Consider the following 17,261-nt stretch of genomic DNA (forward strand, 5'->3'; position numbering starts at 1 on the left):
CCGCCAGTCACAACCGATTCAGATGCCTCAAGCTGTTCCCGGATGGACACTTAGCGGGGGCAGCGGGCGGCTCCTGAGCCAGCAGGGCGGCCTCGTGAGCCTCAGGCGCGTGCCGGGCAATCGTAGTGGCATCTGCCGGGGCGCCCCCGTCGGTCTTCCCTACAGCAGCGCGCAGGCCTGCCTCGGCCAGGCGGTAGTGCACGGGGACACCGTTCACCGTCCAGGCTGTGCTCTCGTCCGGCTGCTCGAGCGCTGCCGGCTCGATCAGGCCCTTGGCGAGGAGGCTCCGGCGAATGGCGTCGCGCGGCGCCGGGGCGAGCCGAGCCGGCGGGGACACAATGTGCTGCGGGTCTTGCAGCGCCGCAGTGAGGATCGCGGCCTGCGTCGGGGTAGGCGTCATGGCGGGCTCCTGGTGCAGCACCCGACCATCCGGGTGCTACTGACCGGAGCCCCGTTGAGGAGGCAGCTGGGGCGATGCACCGGCGTTAAATATGGCGCCGAGCTGCTATTCGCTCTCCGCCGGGCTGAAGTGAAGCAGAAAATGAAACCGGGGAGCCCTGTGTCCCGGCTAAGCGATCCGGTAATCGCCACCAGCTGGGAATATCATTCGACACCTTAAGTCAGTCAGCCCGCCACACGAGCAAGGAAGCCATTGTATGACCCAACCATTGCGCGGTCGCGTTGCCCTGGTCACGGGCGGGTCTCGAGGGATTGGCGCCGCGGTTTCCTTAGCCTTGGGTGAGGCTGGGGCAGCCGTCGCCATCAACTACCGTTCAAGGTCAGCCGACGCCGAGGCGGTTGCCCGCAAGATTAACCAAGGATCTGGCCGAGCAGTCACCCTTCAAGCAGACGTCGCTGACAGTAGTGCCGTTGCCGCTCTGGTGCAGAGCGTTTCTGAGAAGATCGGGCTCGTTGATATTCTCATCAACAACGCCGGCATCGCCCTGATCCGCGGCATCGACGATCTGACCGAGGCCGAATTCGATGAAACGATCACCGTTAACCTGAAATCCGCTCTTCTTTGCACCCAGGCGGTGCTGCCACACATGCGCGCGCAGCGCTAGGGCCGCATCGTCAACATGTCGTCCGGCGCAGCGCGAGGCGCAGGTGCAGTTGGGGTGCACTACAACGCGTCCAAAGCTGGCATGGAAGGATTGACGCGCGGCTATGCCGCTCGGCTTGTAAAGGAGGGTATTACGGTCAATGCAGTCGCGCCGTCCCTGGTTGAAACCGACATGGTGAAGTCGGGCGTGGCTCAATCGCCGTCTCGCATTCCGCTTGGCCGATTTGGAACGATTGATGAGGTGGCGCAAGTGGTTATGATGTTAGTGAGCAACGCGTATATGACTGGCCAAACCGTGGCGCTCTCCGGCGGAATGGCTTTCAACTAATGTGAGGAGCTTTTCGCTGGCTGGTAACAAGATGGGCAGAAGCGAGTTAAATTTCACTTTGCTGAGCATAATCTCTGCGAAAGCTTGGTTTTTTTTGCTTGCCGATGAACATTGGCATTCACGCAGCAGATCAGGCACTAACTTTGAATTTGCTGCTGGATTCGAAACTAAAAATCGGCACCGTGGAGTCAACGATGGATCATCGAACCGTAACTGACTCAAGTGGCAAAAACTATATACTTTGGACCCAGGATCTTGGAAGTTCATGTGGGCCTGCTTGTTGTTTTATGGTTTATTGTATGGTGAAGCGGCAAAGCCACATTGGAGGCGAGGAGTATCAACGAGATCTTGCGATAAAGTATGGTGCTAAACTTCAAGATCTCCAAACAGGTGGGCCTGGAGTTGGTTCTGGACTGCTTAAAATAATACTCGAGGATCAGGGCCTAAAGATTGATCATCGTCAACTGGCCGTCGGTGAGCTGGCCCCAATGTTCCTTAGTGCAAGTGAAGATCGGCCTATTATATTTCATATAAAATGGCCAACAGTTGGCGGGCATTTTGTGGTTTGCGCAGGAAGTAATCGAACTGGCGCTATCATCCTCGATCCTTGGTACGGTCTAGTAGAAGTGCCAATACCATCTGGTATATCTCTTACACTTAAGTCGATATTTGACACTGGCATTGATTATTCTCCTACATCTAAGAATACGGGGACTTTTTCTGGCTGGTTTGCGCGAGTGGTCAGTAGTTAGAGACTGAATGCGAAATAAGTGGCGACCTCTAAAACGCCCTGGCCGGTGTCGAGGTGTTCGTGTTCTTTTGCTGAGCTGGAACTGGAGGCCCGGGATTGCGAACAGGTCGATGTCTATGTCGCAGGCGCAAACCGGACCTCAACTCGCGGCGACGGCCAATCAGGTTGATCTCGGTACCCACCTTCGGCGGTGTGTAGTGGTGCACCGCCGACACAATCTCGGACATCCCCTTTCCGACGTTGCGCAGCAACTTGGTCATGGCTTGGGCTGTGGCGTCGGCTGGGCCAGCACCTGGCGCTGGTCTAGCATTTGGTCAGTGGTGATGAGGTGCTATTTCGAGCGTGGTGATCGACAGCCGTCCGCTCCTCCCCGAGTGCGGCATTCGCTGGGCTACTTGGACCACTTTTGCGCTTTGGAGCTTGAAGGCCCGGGGGCGCCGGATGAGTGCCCGCCCATGAATGGCCCAATGGCAAAGTTTCTTCGCCGCTTGAGCTTCGGCGTCAGGGCCGCCTGACGGCAGCGACACGGGAGTGGGTGGGCGCGAACGCTGATCCACCCTTCAGCGCGATCGCATTAAGCCAGCGCTCGCTGGCGCGCCGAGCCCGCACATCTTCAGTGGCCCATGCTTCGGCAAGTTCGGCCTCTGTGCTGGCAAGCGCGAGGCGTAGGGTCTCATCGGTGTGGTCTGTGAAGGTTCGTGCGCCTGCGACCCGTTCACCCTATCCCAGCTTGAAGGACATGTACCACGCGCCGCGCGGCCGGAGTGCCCATGCTAGACGCGCGGCAACGCTGGGGAAGTCCGCGGCCGGGACGTGCAGTAGGGAGGCGCAGGCCCAGATCCCGTCGAACTCCTCCTGCGAAGCTACGTCCTCGAAGCGCATGTGAAGGACCTCGGCCCGACTGCCGACGCGCTCCCGCGCCAGCCTCACCATCTCGGCCGAAGCGTCGAAGGCCGTCACTGAGTACCCGCGTTCCGCGAAAGCAAGTGCATCACGCCCGACACCGCAGCCCGCGTCCAGGATCCGTCCGCCGGGCGGTAGGTGCTGAAGGAACCGCTCGTAGAGCGCCGACATGTCGAGATCGGCCGTGTCGGCTGCGAAGCGCACGGCATTGCGGTCGTAGTAGCCGATTGTGTCCTCCCACTCGTCAGACACCGGCCGCTGCGTCCTCTGGCTCCCACTCATGGATGAGGTGGTCGCGCGCAATCTGCTGCCGTCCACGCAGGAAGGAAGCCCTCGCCTCGGCATCCACCCCGGTCTGAGCTATACCGGAAGCGAACAGCCACAGGCATCAGGACGTTTCAGGCATGATCGGGGCAACCGAGCTCTCCGGGGTGCCGGGGTGCGGCTCGGGTGACTGGGTGGCTTTGGTGAGGGTCAGCAGTGCGTCCAAGTCCCGGTCCGGTAGGATGCCGAGGTCGGGGCCGAGCCGGAACAGCCGCTCCATTGCCCGGCCTTCGAACAGCCGCTTCACCTCAGCGTCCAGCCCCTTAGCCTCGCGCCCCTTACCGATCTGCTCTGCGGCTTTGAGCGTCTCCCGCCCGCCGGCCGCCACCGCTCGCCAGGCCGGGTCGAAGCAGACCTGCAACAGTAATAGCTTGCACAGCCGCCGCACCCGATCCTTCCGTGCCATGCTCGGTTTTGTGTCCGCCAGTGCGGCGTCATCGAAGCCATCGAGGTAAAGGGTCAGCAGCAGCGAATTAAGAAGCCGCTTTAGCGTGCGCGGATTCGGCGGCGCCACCTCGAGGATCAGGTCGCTACAGGCGCCGAATGCGCCCGCCGCGGCGGCCTCCGAGATGCCGGCGAGGTATGCCCTAACTTGGGTCTCGCCGAGCATGGGCAGATTGAGTGGAACCTGGATCACCTTGTCGAGGTAGGCGACCGCGTCGAAGTCGAAGCCTAGGTCTTTTAAACCCTTGTAGCGCACCCGGATGCCCTGTTCGACCATGAGGCGGTCCATGCCAAGGACGAAAATACAACCGGGCAGATCCAGAAACAGCTTGATCGCCTCTAGTGCCGCCACCGCGTCCTCCGGCAGGCAGCGATCGAGGTCGTCTACGAAGACGAAGAGTCGCCTGCCCTTTTCGCCAATTCCAAACCGGGCCAGTAGCTCGCGGAACAGCTCCTGGAACTGCTCTAACGAGGTCACCTGCTCGACGTAGCGCTCGCTTGCTTCGCGTTCGATCAGCTTGACCGCCTTCCTGGTGTCCTCACCCTTGAACCACTTCGCCAGTGCGGTGGTTAGGCCGCCCTGAGCGTCCTTGCCGACGATGGCCTGGGCCACCTGCGCGTTCAGCCCAGCCGTGACTGCTGTAAGAGCCGCATCCGCCGCCAGAGGCAGGGCGCCCCACCAGTCCACCTTTAGCCCGCCTTTGGTGGTCAAGGTCATGCTGCGATAGAGTCGGTCCCGCGCCTCGTCCAGCGCCGCCCGGGCCGCCTCCGCGTCCTGGTCATTGACCCAGAGCTTCTTATAGCGGGCAAACGCGACATCATAGGCGGAACTGGTTAGGGTCTTGTCGTCCGGCATCTCGGTGCGTTCACGGAGAGCGGCGACGATGCGCAGCAGGAGGGCACGCCAGAGCGCGGTCTCCTGCCGGGCGTAGATCCAGGCGTCGAACCAGATAGCCAAAGGATCGGAAGCCGTTTCTTCCAGTCTTACGCGCAAAGTTTGCATGACGCTGGTCTTCCCCGTGCCCCAGCCGCCGTAAATACCAACCACGAGCGGCGTGGACAGAGCCGCGCCGCCAAGCATACGTCGCAGCGCCTCGACTGCCGGCCCTCGGCCGAGCAGGTCAGGCTTGGCGTTTTCGCCGGCGAACACGAACGGGGCGTCGGAGAGACTCATGGCGGCTCAATCCTTAGGCATGTCACGTCGCCTCGGCCATCGCCAATCAGGATATGACGGCCAACTGCGTCGATCGCGACACACGTTGGGTTCGTGGAGAGCGCAAGGAAATGGCGCGCCTCACCACGCGCCAGATCCCATAAAACTATCATGCCATCGTCAGAAGCCGATAGGCCAAGGGTCCCGTCGGCGTTCACAGCGCAGCCGCGCACCAGCCTTTGATGGCCCTCCAGCCGGTGACGTGCCAAACCGCGCTCCAAATCCCAGACGATCAGTGTACAATCCTCAGACGCAGACAGACCGAGCCGGCCATCGGCACTCACGGCACAGCCGGTCACCGCGTCGTTGTGGCTTATCAAATAGTCGCGCCTCCTGCCTCGCTCCAAATCCCAGACGATGAGCGTGCGATCGGAGGAAGCGGACAGCCCAAGTCGGCCGTTCGCGCTCACCGCGCAGCTGCGCACGGTACGGTCATGGCCTTCTAGACGGTGGCGTCTCCTGCCCCGCTTCAAATCCCAAACAATCAGGGTACCGTCGGATGAAGCGGACAGCCCAAGCCGACCGTCGGCACTCACCGCGCAATCGGTCAGCCAGCTTCCTTGGCCGCTATGCCCCCGCAGCTGGTGGCGCGCCTCGCCACGCTCTAAATCCCAAACGATCAGTGTGCAATCCTCAGACGCAGATAGCCCGAGCCGGCCATCCGCACTTACTGCGCAGCCGCGCACCCAGTGATCATGGCCGCGCAGGCGGTGGCGTATGTCACCATGCTCCAAGTCCCAGACGATCAACGTGCCGTCCAAAGAGGCCGATAGTCCGAGCGCGCCATTTGCGCATATGGCGGAGCTAAGCACTCGGTCCGCGTGAGGTTGACGGAGATGGTGTGCCTCCTTCTGGGCGAGATCCCATAGGATGAGTGTACGGTCATCTGACGCCGACAGTCCGATCCGGCCATCTGCGCTCACAGCACAGTCGGATACCCCGCTCTCGTGGCCTTGTAGGCTATTGAGCGCCTCTCCCCGCGTCAGATTCCAGACGATTAAGACCTTGTCGTCTGAGGCGGAGAGACCAATCGTGCCGTCTGCACTTATGGCGCAGCCGACTACTCCGCGCACGTGGCTTCGCAGACGGTAGCGTTCGGTGCCTTCCAACAAATTCCAAACAATAAGCGTGCAATCCTCGGAGGCGGACAGCCCGACTGTGCCGTCCGCACTTATTGCGCAATCGGCGACTTTATGAGTGTGACCTCGCAGGCGGTGGCGCTCCCTGCCTCCCAATAAGTCCCAAACAATCACTGTGCCGTCCAATGACGCGGAGAGCCCGAGTGCACCATTCGCGCTCATAGCGCAGCGAAGGACCCACCTTGCATGTCCCCGCAAGCGGTGACGCGCCTCGCCGCGCTCCAGATCCCACAAAATAAGTGTGTTATCCAAGGAAGCAGACAACCCGAGCGTGCCGTCTGCACTTATCGCGCAGCCACGCACCTCACTCTCGTGACCTTGCAGATGGTAGCGCGCCTCACCGCGTGCGAGATCCCAAACGATTAAGGTGCAATCTCCGGCGCCCGACAGACCAATCTGACCGTTCGCGCTCACTGCGCATCCGTGCACCCAGCTGTGATGGCCTTCCAAACGGTGGCGCGCCAGGCAGCGCTCAAGATCCCACACGATTAACGTGTTGTCCCCGGAGCCCGACAGACCGGTCTTGCCGTCTGCACTCACGGCACAGCAGAACACCCAACTCTCGTGGCCACGAAGCCGCTGTCGTAGCGCCTCCACCGGCGGGCTGGAGGAGCTCCAGCGCAAAGAAAACCCAAGTTTTCCTGTAGGAATGGCCGCCTCGGCCGCATTCTTGAGTTCGTCGAGCCCGTGTAGACCGGCGCTATAGGCGAGCTGCGCGGCCGTAGCCAAGCCCGCGGTCGGATCGCGGGTTTGCCACAACGCGTGCGCCTGCAGCCGCAGCAGCCGGCAGATCCGCTGCGCTACTTCATCCTCCCTACGAGTGCTTGCCAAGAAGGATTCGAGCGCCCCGGTGATCGCCGGCAATGCCGCCGCAGGCAATGCAAGTAGCCGATTCACTGAGCCAAGACGCCGGTCGAGGCCCGCTGCCAGCTCCGACACAAACCCCTCCGGCTGCTGGCACGCCGCGAACTCGCGTATTAATGGGTGCAAGCGTACTGCGCGGGCCTCCGCGTGTCGTTCGACCATCTGCAGCACGGTCAGCCGTTCCAGCGCGGCCTCGTTCCAATCCGGCTCCAAGGGGTCGGGCGGGGGGGGCTCGACCAGGAGCGGCAGAGCCGCTTCCGGAACGAATAAGCTCTCACCGAGCGCTGAGAGCGCAAGCAGAACCTGACGCGCCAGGTTGTCCTCGGGTTTGGCCAGAAGGCCCCAGACCTCACCCATCACTGCCGCCATGGAGGCGCCCAGCCGCTCCCTGTAGTCAGGCGGCAGCGTGCCCGCTTTCGTCAACACGACGACGGCGCCGCCACGGCGGAGCACATCCCGCAGCTCCGTGAAACTCAGCCGAGGTCGATCCCGGAGAAGTCGGCCCACGAGGATCAGCGCCAACGGCAACCCGCCGAGCATCCCCATCACCTCCTCCATTGCCGCTTCACCGGCCGCTGACGGCGGCGCGCGGCCTGCCTCGCGCAACACCAGGCTGCGGTCGGCGGGCGGACGCAGAAAGCTGAGCGGATGGTTGGCGCAGTCAGGCACGGGCGCGCGACTGGTGACCAGCAGGCGGCAGCCGAGCCGGCGTGGGGCGCTGTTTGGAAGCCCAGGCAAGTCCAAATCGAGGACGTGCCCATCTGCGAAGGGATCCTGCTTTCGCCAGTCCTCGAGGTTGTCGAGCACGAGCAGTGCATCGATCCGTCCCCGCAGCCGACCGAGTAGCGCCGTCGCGCGCGCCTCCCGGCTCATATCGCCCGTTGAAGGATCTACTTCCCGCGCCCAAGCGGCCAGTTCCTCCATAGCCCGACCCGGGTCGGCGAAGCTGAGCCAGACTACGCCACCGGGCCAGTCGCGCCGGTACGCATGGCAGTAGGCGGCCGCAAGCTGAGTTTTTCCAATCCCGCCCGTACCCTGCAGCACCGTCACCGCCGCAGCATTACTCCCTCGGAGCAACCGATCAAGTTCGTTGAGCTCAGCGGCGCGCCCGATCAGGGCACCGCCGGGATCCGCGTGGGGTACCCGGAATATTGGTTCCGATGACGGCTGCATCACGGTACCCGGGCCTCCTGGGCTTTAGCCGAGGCAGCGTGGCACTTACCACGGACATGTCGCAACCAGCATCATGGCCGACTCTTCAGCGCTGTACCGCGTAGAAGCGGATCCGCCTTGCGCTGACACACGCATCATGCTGGCCTTGCGACTACCGAGGCGCCGTAGATGCCGGTCATCGGGGGCGTGTACAAGGGCCTCGCTAGTCAGGATGCGTCGCAGCGCCCCCGCTGGTACCCGTTCAGCGCGCCGCGCACAGGGTCAGGCTGGTGCGCCGGATCCGGCGGTCCTGCTCGACGATGAGCAGGTCCTGGATCGCATCGGCCTGAGACGCGACGCCGGCCCGGGGCAGGTCAAGCTGCCAAGCAGTTTCCACTAGCCGCCAGCGCGCATCTGCCTCATCGGAAAGCCCGCCGCCTTGCAGGGAGCCCGCGAGCTGCCGCAGGTCATCGGTCAGACGAATGGCGCCGCCTCCGCCGCGGTTACCGCCTCTCTCGTCCGCGAAGAAGCGGGCTGGGACCGGTCCGATGCCGACCACATGGAAGGCGTCAATGACGTTGTTGAAGCCGAGCCGGGCCGTGGCGTCGACCAGCGTGCCCTCGGGGAGCTCGCAGCGGTTGAAGGCGCGGCAGGCATCCAGGAACTTGCTCGACCGCGAGATGGTTTGTTTGTCAATGAGCTTCAGATGCTCGCACAGGTGCCGCGCGAAGGGACCGGCGAGCTCCTCGAGCGTCACGCGGTCGTCGGTGCGGTCCGCCAGCCCGAGCAGCGTCTTGGCGAGGGCGAACTGTAAGCGTCGCGGCGGCCGCACATTGCGACGCGGGCTAGGCTTGTGATCGAAGTCGGTCATGGGCAAGACGCAGACGCCGCCGACCGAGGCTGAGGACGCTCACACGATTACTCGTATGAGTGTGCGTGAGAAGCCGGTTGAGGTGATCACCCGCGGTGAACGGCGACGGGTTTGGACGGACGCGCAGAAGCACGACATCGTCCTGGAAAGTCTGGAGCCGGGCGGCTCGCCGATTGCGGTAGCGCGGCGGCACGGCATTGGCACCGGCCTGCTCTACACTTGGCGTCGGCAGATGGTGGAGGGGCATCTCAAGGTGCTGCTGCCCGCGACGCCGAGCTTCTTGCCAGTCGCCGCGGTACCTGACGGCGCGGTCGCGGCAGTAGCCCCGCCAATGCCGGAGGCGGCATCCCCAGCTGCGGAACCCGATGCCGCGCCCGCCCCGATCGAGATCGTGCTGCCGGACGGCGTGATGGTGCGGGTAGGGGCGGCGGTGGAGGAGGTGGCGCTGCGCCGTGTTCTGGCGGCGTTGGGTCGCCGATGATCGCGCCGCCCGTTGGATTGCGGATCTGGCTGGCCTGCGGCGTGACCGACATGCGCAAGGGCATGACGGGTCTAGCGATGCTGGTGCAGCAGGGCCTGGCGGAGGATCCATTCAGCGGGGCGGTGTACGCCTTTCGCGGTCGTCGGGCCGGGCTGATCAAGCTGCTCTGGCACGATGGGGTTGGCCTGTGCCTGCTGACCAAGCGGTTGGAACAGGGCCAGTTCGTGTGGCCGACCACCACCACGGGATGCATCGCATTGTCCACGGCGCAGCTGGCGGCGCTGCTCGACGGCTGCGAGTGGCGGGCTCCGGTGGCACGCCGCAGGCCGGAACTGGCGGGGTAACAGCGCTGCGATTCGGTTGGAAACGGTAGGCCCGACGCGGCGGCCTTTGGCATCATCCGGGCGTGCAGATCGACCTCGACACGCTGCCCGGTGATCCCGCCATCCTGCAGCAGATGCTGCGGGATGTGGTGCATCAGCAAGGCGCCCTGCATGCCGAGAACGACAAGCTGCGGCTGCTGATCCAGCGACTGCTGCGGCAGCAGTTCGGCCGTCGGTCGGAGCAGCTCAGCCCGGACCAGCTGCAGCTCGGGCTCGAGGATCTCGAGCAGAGCGTCGCCGAGAACCAGGCCGGGCAGGATGCGGCGGAGGCCCAGCAGGGCCGTGGCCGCTCAGCACCGCCCCGGCGCAACCACGGTGCCCTGCCGGAGCATCTGCCGCGCTACGAGGTGCTGATCGACGTCGAGCGGCGTGACTGCCCATGCTGTGGCGGCGCGCTGCATGCCATCGGCGAACTCCGCACCGAGCAGCTCGAAATCGTGCCCGCCCAGCTGCGGGTCCGGGTCACCCGCCGCCCGCGCTACGCCTGCCGGGCCTGCGAGGGCACGGTGGTGGTGACGCCCGCGCCGGAGCGGCCGATCGATGGCGGCATGGCGACCGAGGCGCTGATCGTACACGTGGTGGTCAGCAAGTTCTGCGACAGCCTGCCGCTGTATCGCCAGGCGCAGATGCTGGCGCGGCAGGGTGTGACGCTCGACCGCTCGACACTCAGCACCTGGGTCGGCCGGGCCTGCTGGTGGCTGACTCCGCTCTACGACCTGCTGGTCGGCACGGCGCTGTCCGCGGCCAAGCTGTTCGCCGACGACACGACGCTGCCAGTCCTCGACCCCGGCCGCGGCCGGACCAAGACCGGGCGGCTCTGGTGCTACGCAGTCGACGACCGACCATGGTGCGGTCAAGGTCATCCGGTGGTGGCCTACGTCTACTCCGAAGATCGCAAGGGGCTGCGCCCCGCCGGGCATCTGGCGGCATTCCGCGGCGTGCTGCAGGTCGACGGCTATCCCGGATTCAAGCGGCTGGCGGGCGAGCGCGCCGACGCCTCGGTCGGCCTGGCGTTCTGCTGGGCCCATATGCGGCGGTACTTCTACGAGTTCCACGCCTCCACCCAATCGCCGCTCGCAGCCGAGGTGCTGGCGCAGATCCAGGCGCTCTACGCGATCGAGGGCCAGATCCGCGGCCATCCCGCCGAACACCGGCAACAGGCCCGGCAGGAATGCAGTCGCCCCATTGTCGAGGCCCTGTACGCCTGGCTGCTGGTCCACCAGGGCCGTGTCTCCGCCGCCTCGGACCTCGCCAAGGCCATCCGCTACGCCTTGCGGCACTGGTCTGGCCTGACGGTGTTCCTCGACGATGGCCGGGTCGAGATGGACACGAACGTGGTCGAGCGCGCCATCAGGCCCGTGGCCCTCGGGCGCAAGAATGCGCTGTTCGCCGGGAGCGATGGCGGAGCGCGCCACTGGGCGATGGCCATGACGCTCATCCAGACCGCCAAGCTGAACGGCGTCGACCCACAGGCCTGGCTCACCGACGTGCTGCAGCGCGTCGTCTCCGGGCGGACCAAGGCCACCGAGTTGGACGCGCTGCTGCCGTGGAACTGGCGCCCCGACGCCGACGCCCCGATCGCCGCGGCGGCATGATCGACAATCCCGGGCAGGCGGAACGGCTCCTCGCCAAGTTGCAGGCGGCACTGCCGGTGCCCGCCCGCATGACGCCGGAACTCACCGCCACGCTGCGCACCCCGGAGACCGCGCCGGAGGTCCCGGCGGCCTGCTCGATCATCGCCCTCCACTATGCCGGTGACGAAGGCGGCATCGTCTGCGGGCTCGACGTCGCCACAGCGACCGGCAACGCAGTCTACACCTCGATCACCCATCTGCGATTCGATCCGCGCCTGCCCATGGCACGCGAGATCGCCGCCTACCAGAAGCATCGGGTGAAGCGCCTACGACGCCAGCTGCCCGGGCCAAGCTGAGCCGCAGCGCCTGCTCACCCAGCAGCGTGGGCAGCCTGTCCAGTCACATGTGCCGTGCGACCGCCGCGACGCTTACGGCGAACTTGTAGGAGGCGACGTTTCGACCGAACAGCACGACGGCGCGCCAGCTGGCGTCGAGCGTAGGGGCTTTGGCGAGGAAATCGGTCAAGCGACGCGGCTCCAAGGCGATGCGAATCGTCGGAGCTTATCATCGCGTTGCCCTCGGCGAGTGAGCGCGCGGTGCTTCACTCCTGCTCGCAGACCGCTCTCGCTGTGGCGTCAGCCGGCAGAGTTGCCAGCCGACTGCCCAGCCAAGTCCACTGTCAGGGTGGCACCCGGTTCATAGGTGCGGGTCGCCATAGGGTCGTTGACGACCGGCCGATTGCGCAATCCGAGCTTCGGCCGCGGCGCAGTGCCATCGCCCTCACCCGTTACATTCTGGACGCCGTCGAAGAGCGAGACACTGAGCGCTGAGGCGGCGGAAGGCAACGCAACGGCTTCGGAGTGCAAAGTTTCGGCCAAGGCGAGCACCGCCTCTGTGCCGCGCCCCGCCGCCTTGGCAGTCTCTTCGTTGCGCCAGCGGTAGCTTGGCGTCGCGCGGCGGCCGGGCAGCAGACTACGCAGATTTTCGGGATCGGAGAGCTCCCAGTGCCGGCGAACTTCGTCATAAGCGCGCGTGCCCTGCGGCTCGTACTCCCACGAGCGACGGAAATCGGCGAGGAAGCGCTCGAGTGCGGCCATCGTTGAGCGGTAGCGCACCCAACGCTGATTCGCCCAGCCTAGGCGAAAACCGGCCTGCGCCGCTGCACCCTCAGGGTGGAAACGGCTGACCAGCAGTTCCGCCGCCCTTCGACCACGACGGCTGAGGCCGGTGATAATGTCAGCCGGCATGTTCAAATTGAGCCCGCCCTCTTCCGGCCGTGTCAGCACATGTGCGATGCGATCCCGGTAACCTGGCATCAACATCAGCTCGTTCTCCTGTGCGCTGCGCGCGGTGGAGACGATGGAGGCGAGGAAGGCTGGCAAGCTGCCGCTGATTTCGGCACGAAAGAGCGGCGCAGAGGGGCGGTTGTCCCGCGCCATCACTATCAGCGGGTCCGCACTCTGGCCGAGCGAAGTCGGTGCGGTATTCGGCGGGGGCGGCACGGCAGCATCCTGCTGCGCCGCTGGCGCATCGCGGAGGTCAATGCAGAAGGTCGGGCGTGAGGGCAGAGGGCTGTCGAAGGCGTATATCGGGAAATTTGAGGTGATGCCGCCGTCGGAGAACCAGCAGGGACGGAGCGTGCTCGAGCGACCCCTCGCGTCCTCACCTTGGGCAAAAAGCCGTACTGCAGCAATCAGCCCGGGAAAGCTGAGGGACAGGCGGATGCCAAACAGAACAGGTAGATGCTCGGGCAGCGGCAGGCGGAGCAGGCCGCGGGAGCGTGCTGTCTCGGCGGTTTCCGCATCGTCCTCGCGTGGTGCCGCGATAACCATCCAGCGCACCACGTCGCGCGGCAGTACCTTCTTTAGATCGTCGGGGTGGAAGTAGATTGCGCCGGGATTACGTTCCAAAAAGGGGAACTGATGTGGAAGCTGCTGCGAAAGATTGGTAGTGGTTAGCAGCAACTCGATCGCGCGTTCCGCCTCGCCGCCCCAAAGATCGCCCATGGTGAGCGGCCGGTTTTCAAGTGGCACCGCCTCCGGCCCGGCAGCCGAGCTGGGTACCTCACATACCTGGCGGCCTGCAAGGCGTTGGATGGTAGCGTGCATCCAGTCCATCAGGGCGCCCTTAAGGTGCAACCCATTTCGATCCTGTGCCGCTTCCGGATTGACGCCTGGAGAGAGGCCGAACCCGGCTTTTGGCAGCGCCACTAGCAGCGTCCAGGCAAGCCAGCCGCTGAACAAGATCGGCAGCGCCAGAAAGCAGGCAACGCCAGCCCAGACTGTGCCGAACCTCACCGTTGCCGCAACCGCGACCACCAAGCCGGCCGCTAACAAACCGAGCAGCACAACGCTCATGCCTAGGCGGAGTAATGCCCAGACTACCCATTCCAGCGACCGGAGCCTCCTGTCCGCGCGGAAAAGCCGGCGCAGCCCGCCCGTGCCGCCGCCCACCTCAGCTGCAAGCGCTTCAACCTCGGCAAAGGCGTCAGCGCGGCCGGCTTGACGGCCATACTCTGCTGCTGCGGCCACGCCTGCCGCGATCGCACCTGCCGAAGCGCCGCCGATGCTGCGGAAGCGGTAGCGTTCTGCGAGTGCAGCGACTGCCCCAGGGTAAACGACGCCGGATGTGATGCCGCCACGGAAGACGACGTCGCAGTCGAGCAGCTTAGAGAAGTCGTGCGCCGACTGCGGCGTACTGGGTCGGGAGGTCGTCTCGTTCATGGGCCACCGATCCTGACCGGGAGGCCAATGGTGTCGCCGATCGCGGGCAGATCGCAACGCTTAATCACGGTACTCACACACCGGCGCATCACCTCGCGTTATTACTGTTGGGTGAACCCATAGGCGGGCAGGTGGCTTTCACTGCCCACCGAAGTGGGTTAGCCCTTAATCCGGCGCACCGAGGACGACGGCCGGCTCATTGTTCGTCGTCCGGACCAGTGCGGCATCTTACGAATGCGGCCCCGTGGCAGAGAGCGTCAGCACTACGGCGGTGACATGGCTCACTCCGTGATCTCGCTCCGAGTGCCCTCGGCGTACTGGAGCGCGGGTGCCCTGTCATTGACAGAGAAGTGCCAGCCGAGCAAATCGCTCTCGAGCTCCCGCAGCAGGTGCTTCGGTGTCCCCTCGGGCAAGGGCAGGTAGGCGAGCCAGGGCTCCCGGACGGGCCACGACACGGCGGCGTGAGTTGCAGCCCACGCCGCCAGGAACGAGGTCTCCCCGAGGTAGACCGGCTCGTCAGCAGCGCGATCATGGATGCAGTAGACGGCCGATCCGGGTAGCAGGGAGCGTGCCTCGGTGAGCGGCGCCCGCTGCCACCAGGATGTCTGGAGCGGTCCCGCCTCGCCCTGTAGAGCCGGTCTCGACGTGGCGAAGTCGATCCTGGCATGGGCCGTGGGCAGAGGCTTCGCAGCGCAGCAGCGCGTCACGCTCCGCGGCGAGTGCAGCACCTTTGGCGCGCAGCGCAGCAATGGCTTTGGTGGTCATCCGGCACTCCTTCACCAGCGTGCCGATCTACGCCACCATCGGTCCTCGTCCTGGTGGCGTTTGCTACCGAATAGAGGGGAAGCGCCTGTTCCTCAGCGGCAGCCTCTACGGGGACCAGATCAGGCTCGACGCCATCGTCGTGGAGCACAAGGGGCGCGGCCTCGGCTCCGGCGTGCTGGAGGGGCTGAAGGCGCACGCCGACGCGCGGCCTCAAGATCCTGCTGAGCCAAATCGAGAACTGGCCCTTTTCCGCCCGTTTCGCCTAGCTAGCCCCCGAGCGCCACGGCGGCCACGTGGTGGCCTGCTGACACCAGCCGAAGCGCCCGCAGCCCGGCGTTCTCTAGGTGAGGGACGGACGCGTGTCGGAGGCGTGGGATGCCTGTCCCGGCCAGGAACCCGCCGGATGCCCTGTCCGTTCGCCACCTGGGCGCGGTGCACCAATGCGGTGGGGGAAACGGTGAGCGACACGACAAGGTTTCCGGGGCAGCGGTTTGGTGCCCGCGACCACACGCGCGAGGACCAGTCGCGGGCGGAGAACCGCATCAACGTGCTGCTCTATGCGTGCCAGGCCATCCCTGATTTCTGGCGGGAGTGCCGGGATCTGCTCGGCCTCAAGCCCGACTCCTACCTCCGCCGCGTGCTGGTGGAAGGCAGGCAGGAGAGGCCGGACTTCCTCGTCATCGAGGGGGGCATCCCTACGCGGTGGATCGAGTCCGAGCTCGCGGACAGGAACGAGACCCAACTCGCCCACTACAAGGACGAGCAGCTGGAGCCTCGCGAGGTGCTGTCGCTCGTCGGCCCGGCGGTGAACCGCGAGGGCGACCCCTCCCTGGAGGCCATCGCCGCGCTTGCGGACCGGGCCGCCGGGGAGATCCGGCAGTCGAACCCGCCCGGCGCGGAGGTCCTCAGCTTCCTCGCCGAGCTTATCCGGGAGCACGTCCGTCCCTCCAAGCTGCGGCCGACGCTGCACGACGTGCCGGAGCGCCTGGGGATGCCGTGGTTCGAGCGGGCGGCGGGTCCGTTGCTCCACCTCATGGCCGACAAAACCGTCGAGAACATCACCTCGAACCCCGTCTCGCTGTCCCTCCAGCTCAGGCGGGGGCTGCGGGGCACCATCGCCATGTCCCTGCTGACCCAGCGGGGCCTCGGGAATTTCAGCTTCCCGTCGCCTGTCCGCATGGAGCACTACCTCGTCGTGTCCGTCTGGCAGGAGGTCGGCACGGCATGGACGGCGCTCTGCGACGGTGTCCAGCCGGGGTGGCGGCACCGCATGGACGCGTCCCAGCGCATCAGCGTCCCGCCAGCGGACGTCGAGCGGCACGCCGACCTGTTCGCCGCCGCCTTCCGGGCCATCAGGGACTCGCTGTCGCCCGGCGCGACCTGACCGGCGCCCCTCCGCGGCAAGGACTGACCGGCGGGGCCCGGCGCATCTCGGCTCCCGGGATCGGGCGCTGGCCTTCCCAGCCTGCAGGTGGCGATCTTGGCAGCGGCGCCTCTGTCGCCGCGCCTTGGCACTCTCCTGCTGGGGCAGTAAAAAAAATCGCAAAATCTTTCCGATCCCGCGGCCTCACGGTACACGAACTGCGTGATTCCCTGACTAGGCTGCAGCATTGTGAAGGATCCCGACGGCAACATGGTCGAGTTTATCGGACCGCCCGGAGCGCCCCTGTCTGGCTAGTTCGGAGCCAGGTGACATCCTGGTTCACCGCATGCTGCACACGCGCACAGAGAATTTCGTTCCCCAGTTCCCACCGCTGCTCCAGTCGGTCTCCTCACAACTTGTCTCTCCCGACCGAACCAGCGCGCTGAGGCGCAGGTTTGGCCTGGGTTTCTGCGGCAACCTTGATGGTTTGGCTGCGGAACGGAGCCGGATTTTCTCTCCGAAGTGCCGGAGACTCTCCGGACCTTGAGGGTAAGGCGATTTTACCCTCAAGCTTTACTGCGTTGAAAATGCTGAATATTTCGGCCGGGTGCCAGCCCATCTTTCAGTGTGTTCATCGCTTGCCGGTCGAAACTGCGAACCAAATCAGCTTCTCTATTCCCAAGCTCTTGCACTTTCTGGGGGCCCCATAAGTGAGCGCTTCAGGTTCTGGTTGCAGGGAGCTGCCCCGACCACAGCCGCACTGGGTATCTCATCTAGGCACCTCAATAGTACCGACATTGGGAGCTACGGTTCTGCTCCCGCTGTGTGACCAGCCGCACGACACATCGGAACTGCCGTCAACGTGCGATCTTTCGCTCTTCTATCCAAGGAGCCGAAGATGCCGAACGATCAGCAGAAAG

14 protein-coding genes and 1 pseudogene are annotated in these 17,261 nt (G+C 64.9%); 7 read left to right on the plus strand and 8 right to left on the minus strand.

Annotated features, from left to right (window positions below):
* Positions 1-7 precede the first annotated feature (7 nt).
* On the minus strand, positions 8-400 hold the full coding sequence (locus AC5JJ6_RS16685) for a hypothetical protein (protein ID WP_496043137.1): 393 nt from the start codon (positions 398-400) through the stop codon (positions 8-10).
* Between the two features lie 256 nt (positions 401-656).
* Between AC5JJ6_RS16685 and AC5JJ6_RS16690 the strand changes: the two are divergent.
* Together AC5JJ6_RS16690 and AC5JJ6_RS16695 are read left to right on the plus strand one after the other, a co-directional pair.
* Positions 657-1,391 (plus strand): annotated as a pseudogene (locus AC5JJ6_RS16690) (SDR family NAD(P)-dependent oxidoreductase).
* A 98-nt stretch (positions 1,392-1,489) separates the two neighbouring features.
* Entirely contained in the window at positions 1,490-2,143 is a 654-nt protein-coding gene (locus AC5JJ6_RS16695; RefSeq protein ID WP_496043138.1) for a hypothetical protein, read from the plus strand.
* A gap of 719 nt (positions 2,144-2,862) precedes the next feature.
* On the opposite strand, the gene AC5JJ6_RS16700 is transcribed toward AC5JJ6_RS16695, so the two are convergent.
* From AC5JJ6_RS16700 to AC5JJ6_RS16715, 4 genes are all read right to left on the minus strand, one after another.
* Positions 2,863-3,297: a class I SAM-dependent methyltransferase gene (locus tag AC5JJ6_RS16700; RefSeq protein ID WP_496043139.1), complete on the minus strand. Its 435-nt coding sequence runs from the start codon at positions 3,295-3,297 to the stop codon at positions 2,863-2,865.
* A gap of 136 nt (positions 3,298-3,433) precedes the next feature.
* On the minus strand, positions 3,434-4,987 hold the full coding sequence (locus AC5JJ6_RS16705) for a KAP family P-loop NTPase fold protein (RefSeq protein ID WP_496043140.1): 1,554 nt from the start codon (positions 4,985-4,987) through the stop codon (positions 3,434-3,436).
* Entirely contained in the window at positions 4,984-8,202 is a 3,219-nt protein-coding gene (locus tag AC5JJ6_RS16710) for a hypothetical protein (protein ID WP_496043149.1), read from the minus strand. Before AC5JJ6_RS16710 ends, AC5JJ6_RS16705 begins: the two co-directional genes overlap by 4 nt.
* Positions 8,203-8,443: 241 nt before the next feature.
* Positions 8,444-9,052, minus strand: coding sequence for a hypothetical protein (locus tag AC5JJ6_RS16715; protein WP_496043141.1), 609 nt, complete (start codon positions 9,050-9,052; stop codon positions 8,444-8,446).
* 55 nt (positions 9,053-9,107) lie between these two features.
* On the opposite strand from AC5JJ6_RS16715, the gene tnpA reads away from it, so the two are divergent.
* The 4 genes from tnpA to AC5JJ6_RS16735 all read left to right on the plus strand — a co-directional run bounded on the left by tnpA (position 9,108) and on the right by AC5JJ6_RS16735 (position 11,846).
* Positions 9,108-9,533, plus strand: coding sequence for an IS66-like element accessory protein TnpA (tnpA, locus tag AC5JJ6_RS16720; protein WP_496043142.1), 426 nt, complete (start codon positions 9,108-9,110; stop codon positions 9,531-9,533).
* Positions 9,530-9,877: an IS66 family insertion sequence element accessory protein TnpB gene (tnpB, locus tag AC5JJ6_RS16725; RefSeq protein WP_496043143.1), complete on the plus strand. Its 348-nt coding sequence runs from the start codon at positions 9,530-9,532 to the stop codon at positions 9,875-9,877. Before tnpA ends, tnpB begins: the two co-directional genes overlap by 4 nt.
* Positions 9,878-9,990: 113 nt before the next feature.
* Positions 9,991-11,511, plus strand: coding sequence for an IS66 family transposase (gene tnpC / locus AC5JJ6_RS16730; RefSeq protein WP_496043150.1), 1,521 nt, complete (start codon positions 9,991-9,993; stop codon positions 11,509-11,511).
* A complete protein-coding gene (locus tag AC5JJ6_RS16735) occupies positions 11,508-11,846 on the plus strand; it encodes a hypothetical protein (protein ID WP_496043144.1) in 339 nt (112 codons plus the stop codon). Before tnpC ends, AC5JJ6_RS16735 begins: the two co-directional genes overlap by 4 nt.
* A gap of 43 nt (positions 11,847-11,889) precedes the next feature.
* On the opposite strand, the gene AC5JJ6_RS16740 is transcribed toward AC5JJ6_RS16735, so the two are convergent.
* The 3 genes from AC5JJ6_RS16740 to AC5JJ6_RS16750 form a co-directional block, all read right to left on the minus strand.
* Positions 11,890-12,015: a hypothetical protein gene (locus AC5JJ6_RS16740; RefSeq protein WP_496043145.1), complete on the minus strand. Its 126-nt coding sequence runs from the start codon at positions 12,013-12,015 to the stop codon at positions 11,890-11,892.
* 110 nt (positions 12,016-12,125) lie between these two features.
* Positions 12,126-14,213, minus strand: coding sequence for a patatin-like phospholipase family protein (locus AC5JJ6_RS16745; RefSeq protein WP_496043146.1), 2,088 nt, complete (start codon positions 14,211-14,213; stop codon positions 12,126-12,128).
* A 281-nt stretch (positions 14,214-14,494) separates the two neighbouring features.
* A complete protein-coding gene (locus tag AC5JJ6_RS16750) occupies positions 14,495-14,920 on the minus strand; it encodes a hypothetical protein (protein WP_496043147.1) in 426 nt (141 codons plus the stop codon).
* Positions 14,921-14,961: 41 nt separating this feature from the next.
* Here AC5JJ6_RS16750 and AC5JJ6_RS16755 point away from each other — a divergent pair, with 41 nt between their 5' ends.
* Positions 14,962-16,362 (plus strand): hypothetical protein, encoded by a 1,401-nt coding sequence (locus AC5JJ6_RS16755; RefSeq protein ID WP_496043148.1) that lies wholly within the window; start codon positions 14,962-14,964, stop codon positions 16,360-16,362.
* Positions 16,363-17,261 lie beyond the last annotated feature (899 nt).

The sequence above is a fragment of the Skermanella sp. genome (genome assembly GCF_059503625.1).

Excerpts from the sequence above, each read along its gene's own strand:
- AC5JJ6_RS16685 (WP_496043137.1), bottom strand. The coding sequence starts at position 400 with ATGACGCCTACCCCGACGCAGGCCGCGATCCTCACTGCGGCGCTGCAA.
- AC5JJ6_RS16705 (WP_496043140.1), bottom strand. The coding sequence starts at position 4,987 with ATGAGTCTCTCCGACGCCCCGTTCGTGTTCGCCGGCGAAAACGCCAAG.
- AC5JJ6_RS16710 (WP_496043149.1), bottom strand. The coding sequence starts at position 8,202 with ATGCAGCCGTCATCGGAACCAATATTCCGGGTACCCCACGCGGATCCC.
- AC5JJ6_RS16715 (WP_496043141.1), bottom strand. The coding sequence starts at position 9,052 with ATGACCGACTTCGATCACAAGCCTAGCCCGCGTCGCAATGTGCGGCCG.
- tnpA (WP_496043142.1), top strand. The coding sequence starts at position 9,108 with ATGAGTGTGCGTGAGAAGCCGGTTGAGGTGATCACCCGCGGTGAACGG.
- tnpB (WP_496043143.1), top strand. The coding sequence starts at position 9,530 with ATGATCGCGCCGCCCGTTGGATTGCGGATCTGGCTGGCCTGCGGCGTG.
- tnpC (WP_496043150.1), top strand. The coding sequence starts at position 9,991 with ATGCTGCGGGATGTGGTGCATCAGCAAGGCGCCCTGCATGCCGAGAAC.
- AC5JJ6_RS16735 (WP_496043144.1), top strand. The coding sequence starts at position 11,508 with ATGATCGACAATCCCGGGCAGGCGGAACGGCTCCTCGCCAAGTTGCAG.
- AC5JJ6_RS16745 (WP_496043146.1), bottom strand. The coding sequence starts at position 14,213 with ATGAACGAGACGACCTCCCGACCCAGTACGCCGCAGTCGGCGCACGAC.
- AC5JJ6_RS16755 (WP_496043148.1), top strand. The coding sequence starts at position 14,962 with ATGGCTTTGGTGGTCATCCGGCACTCCTTCACCAGCGTGCCGATCTAC.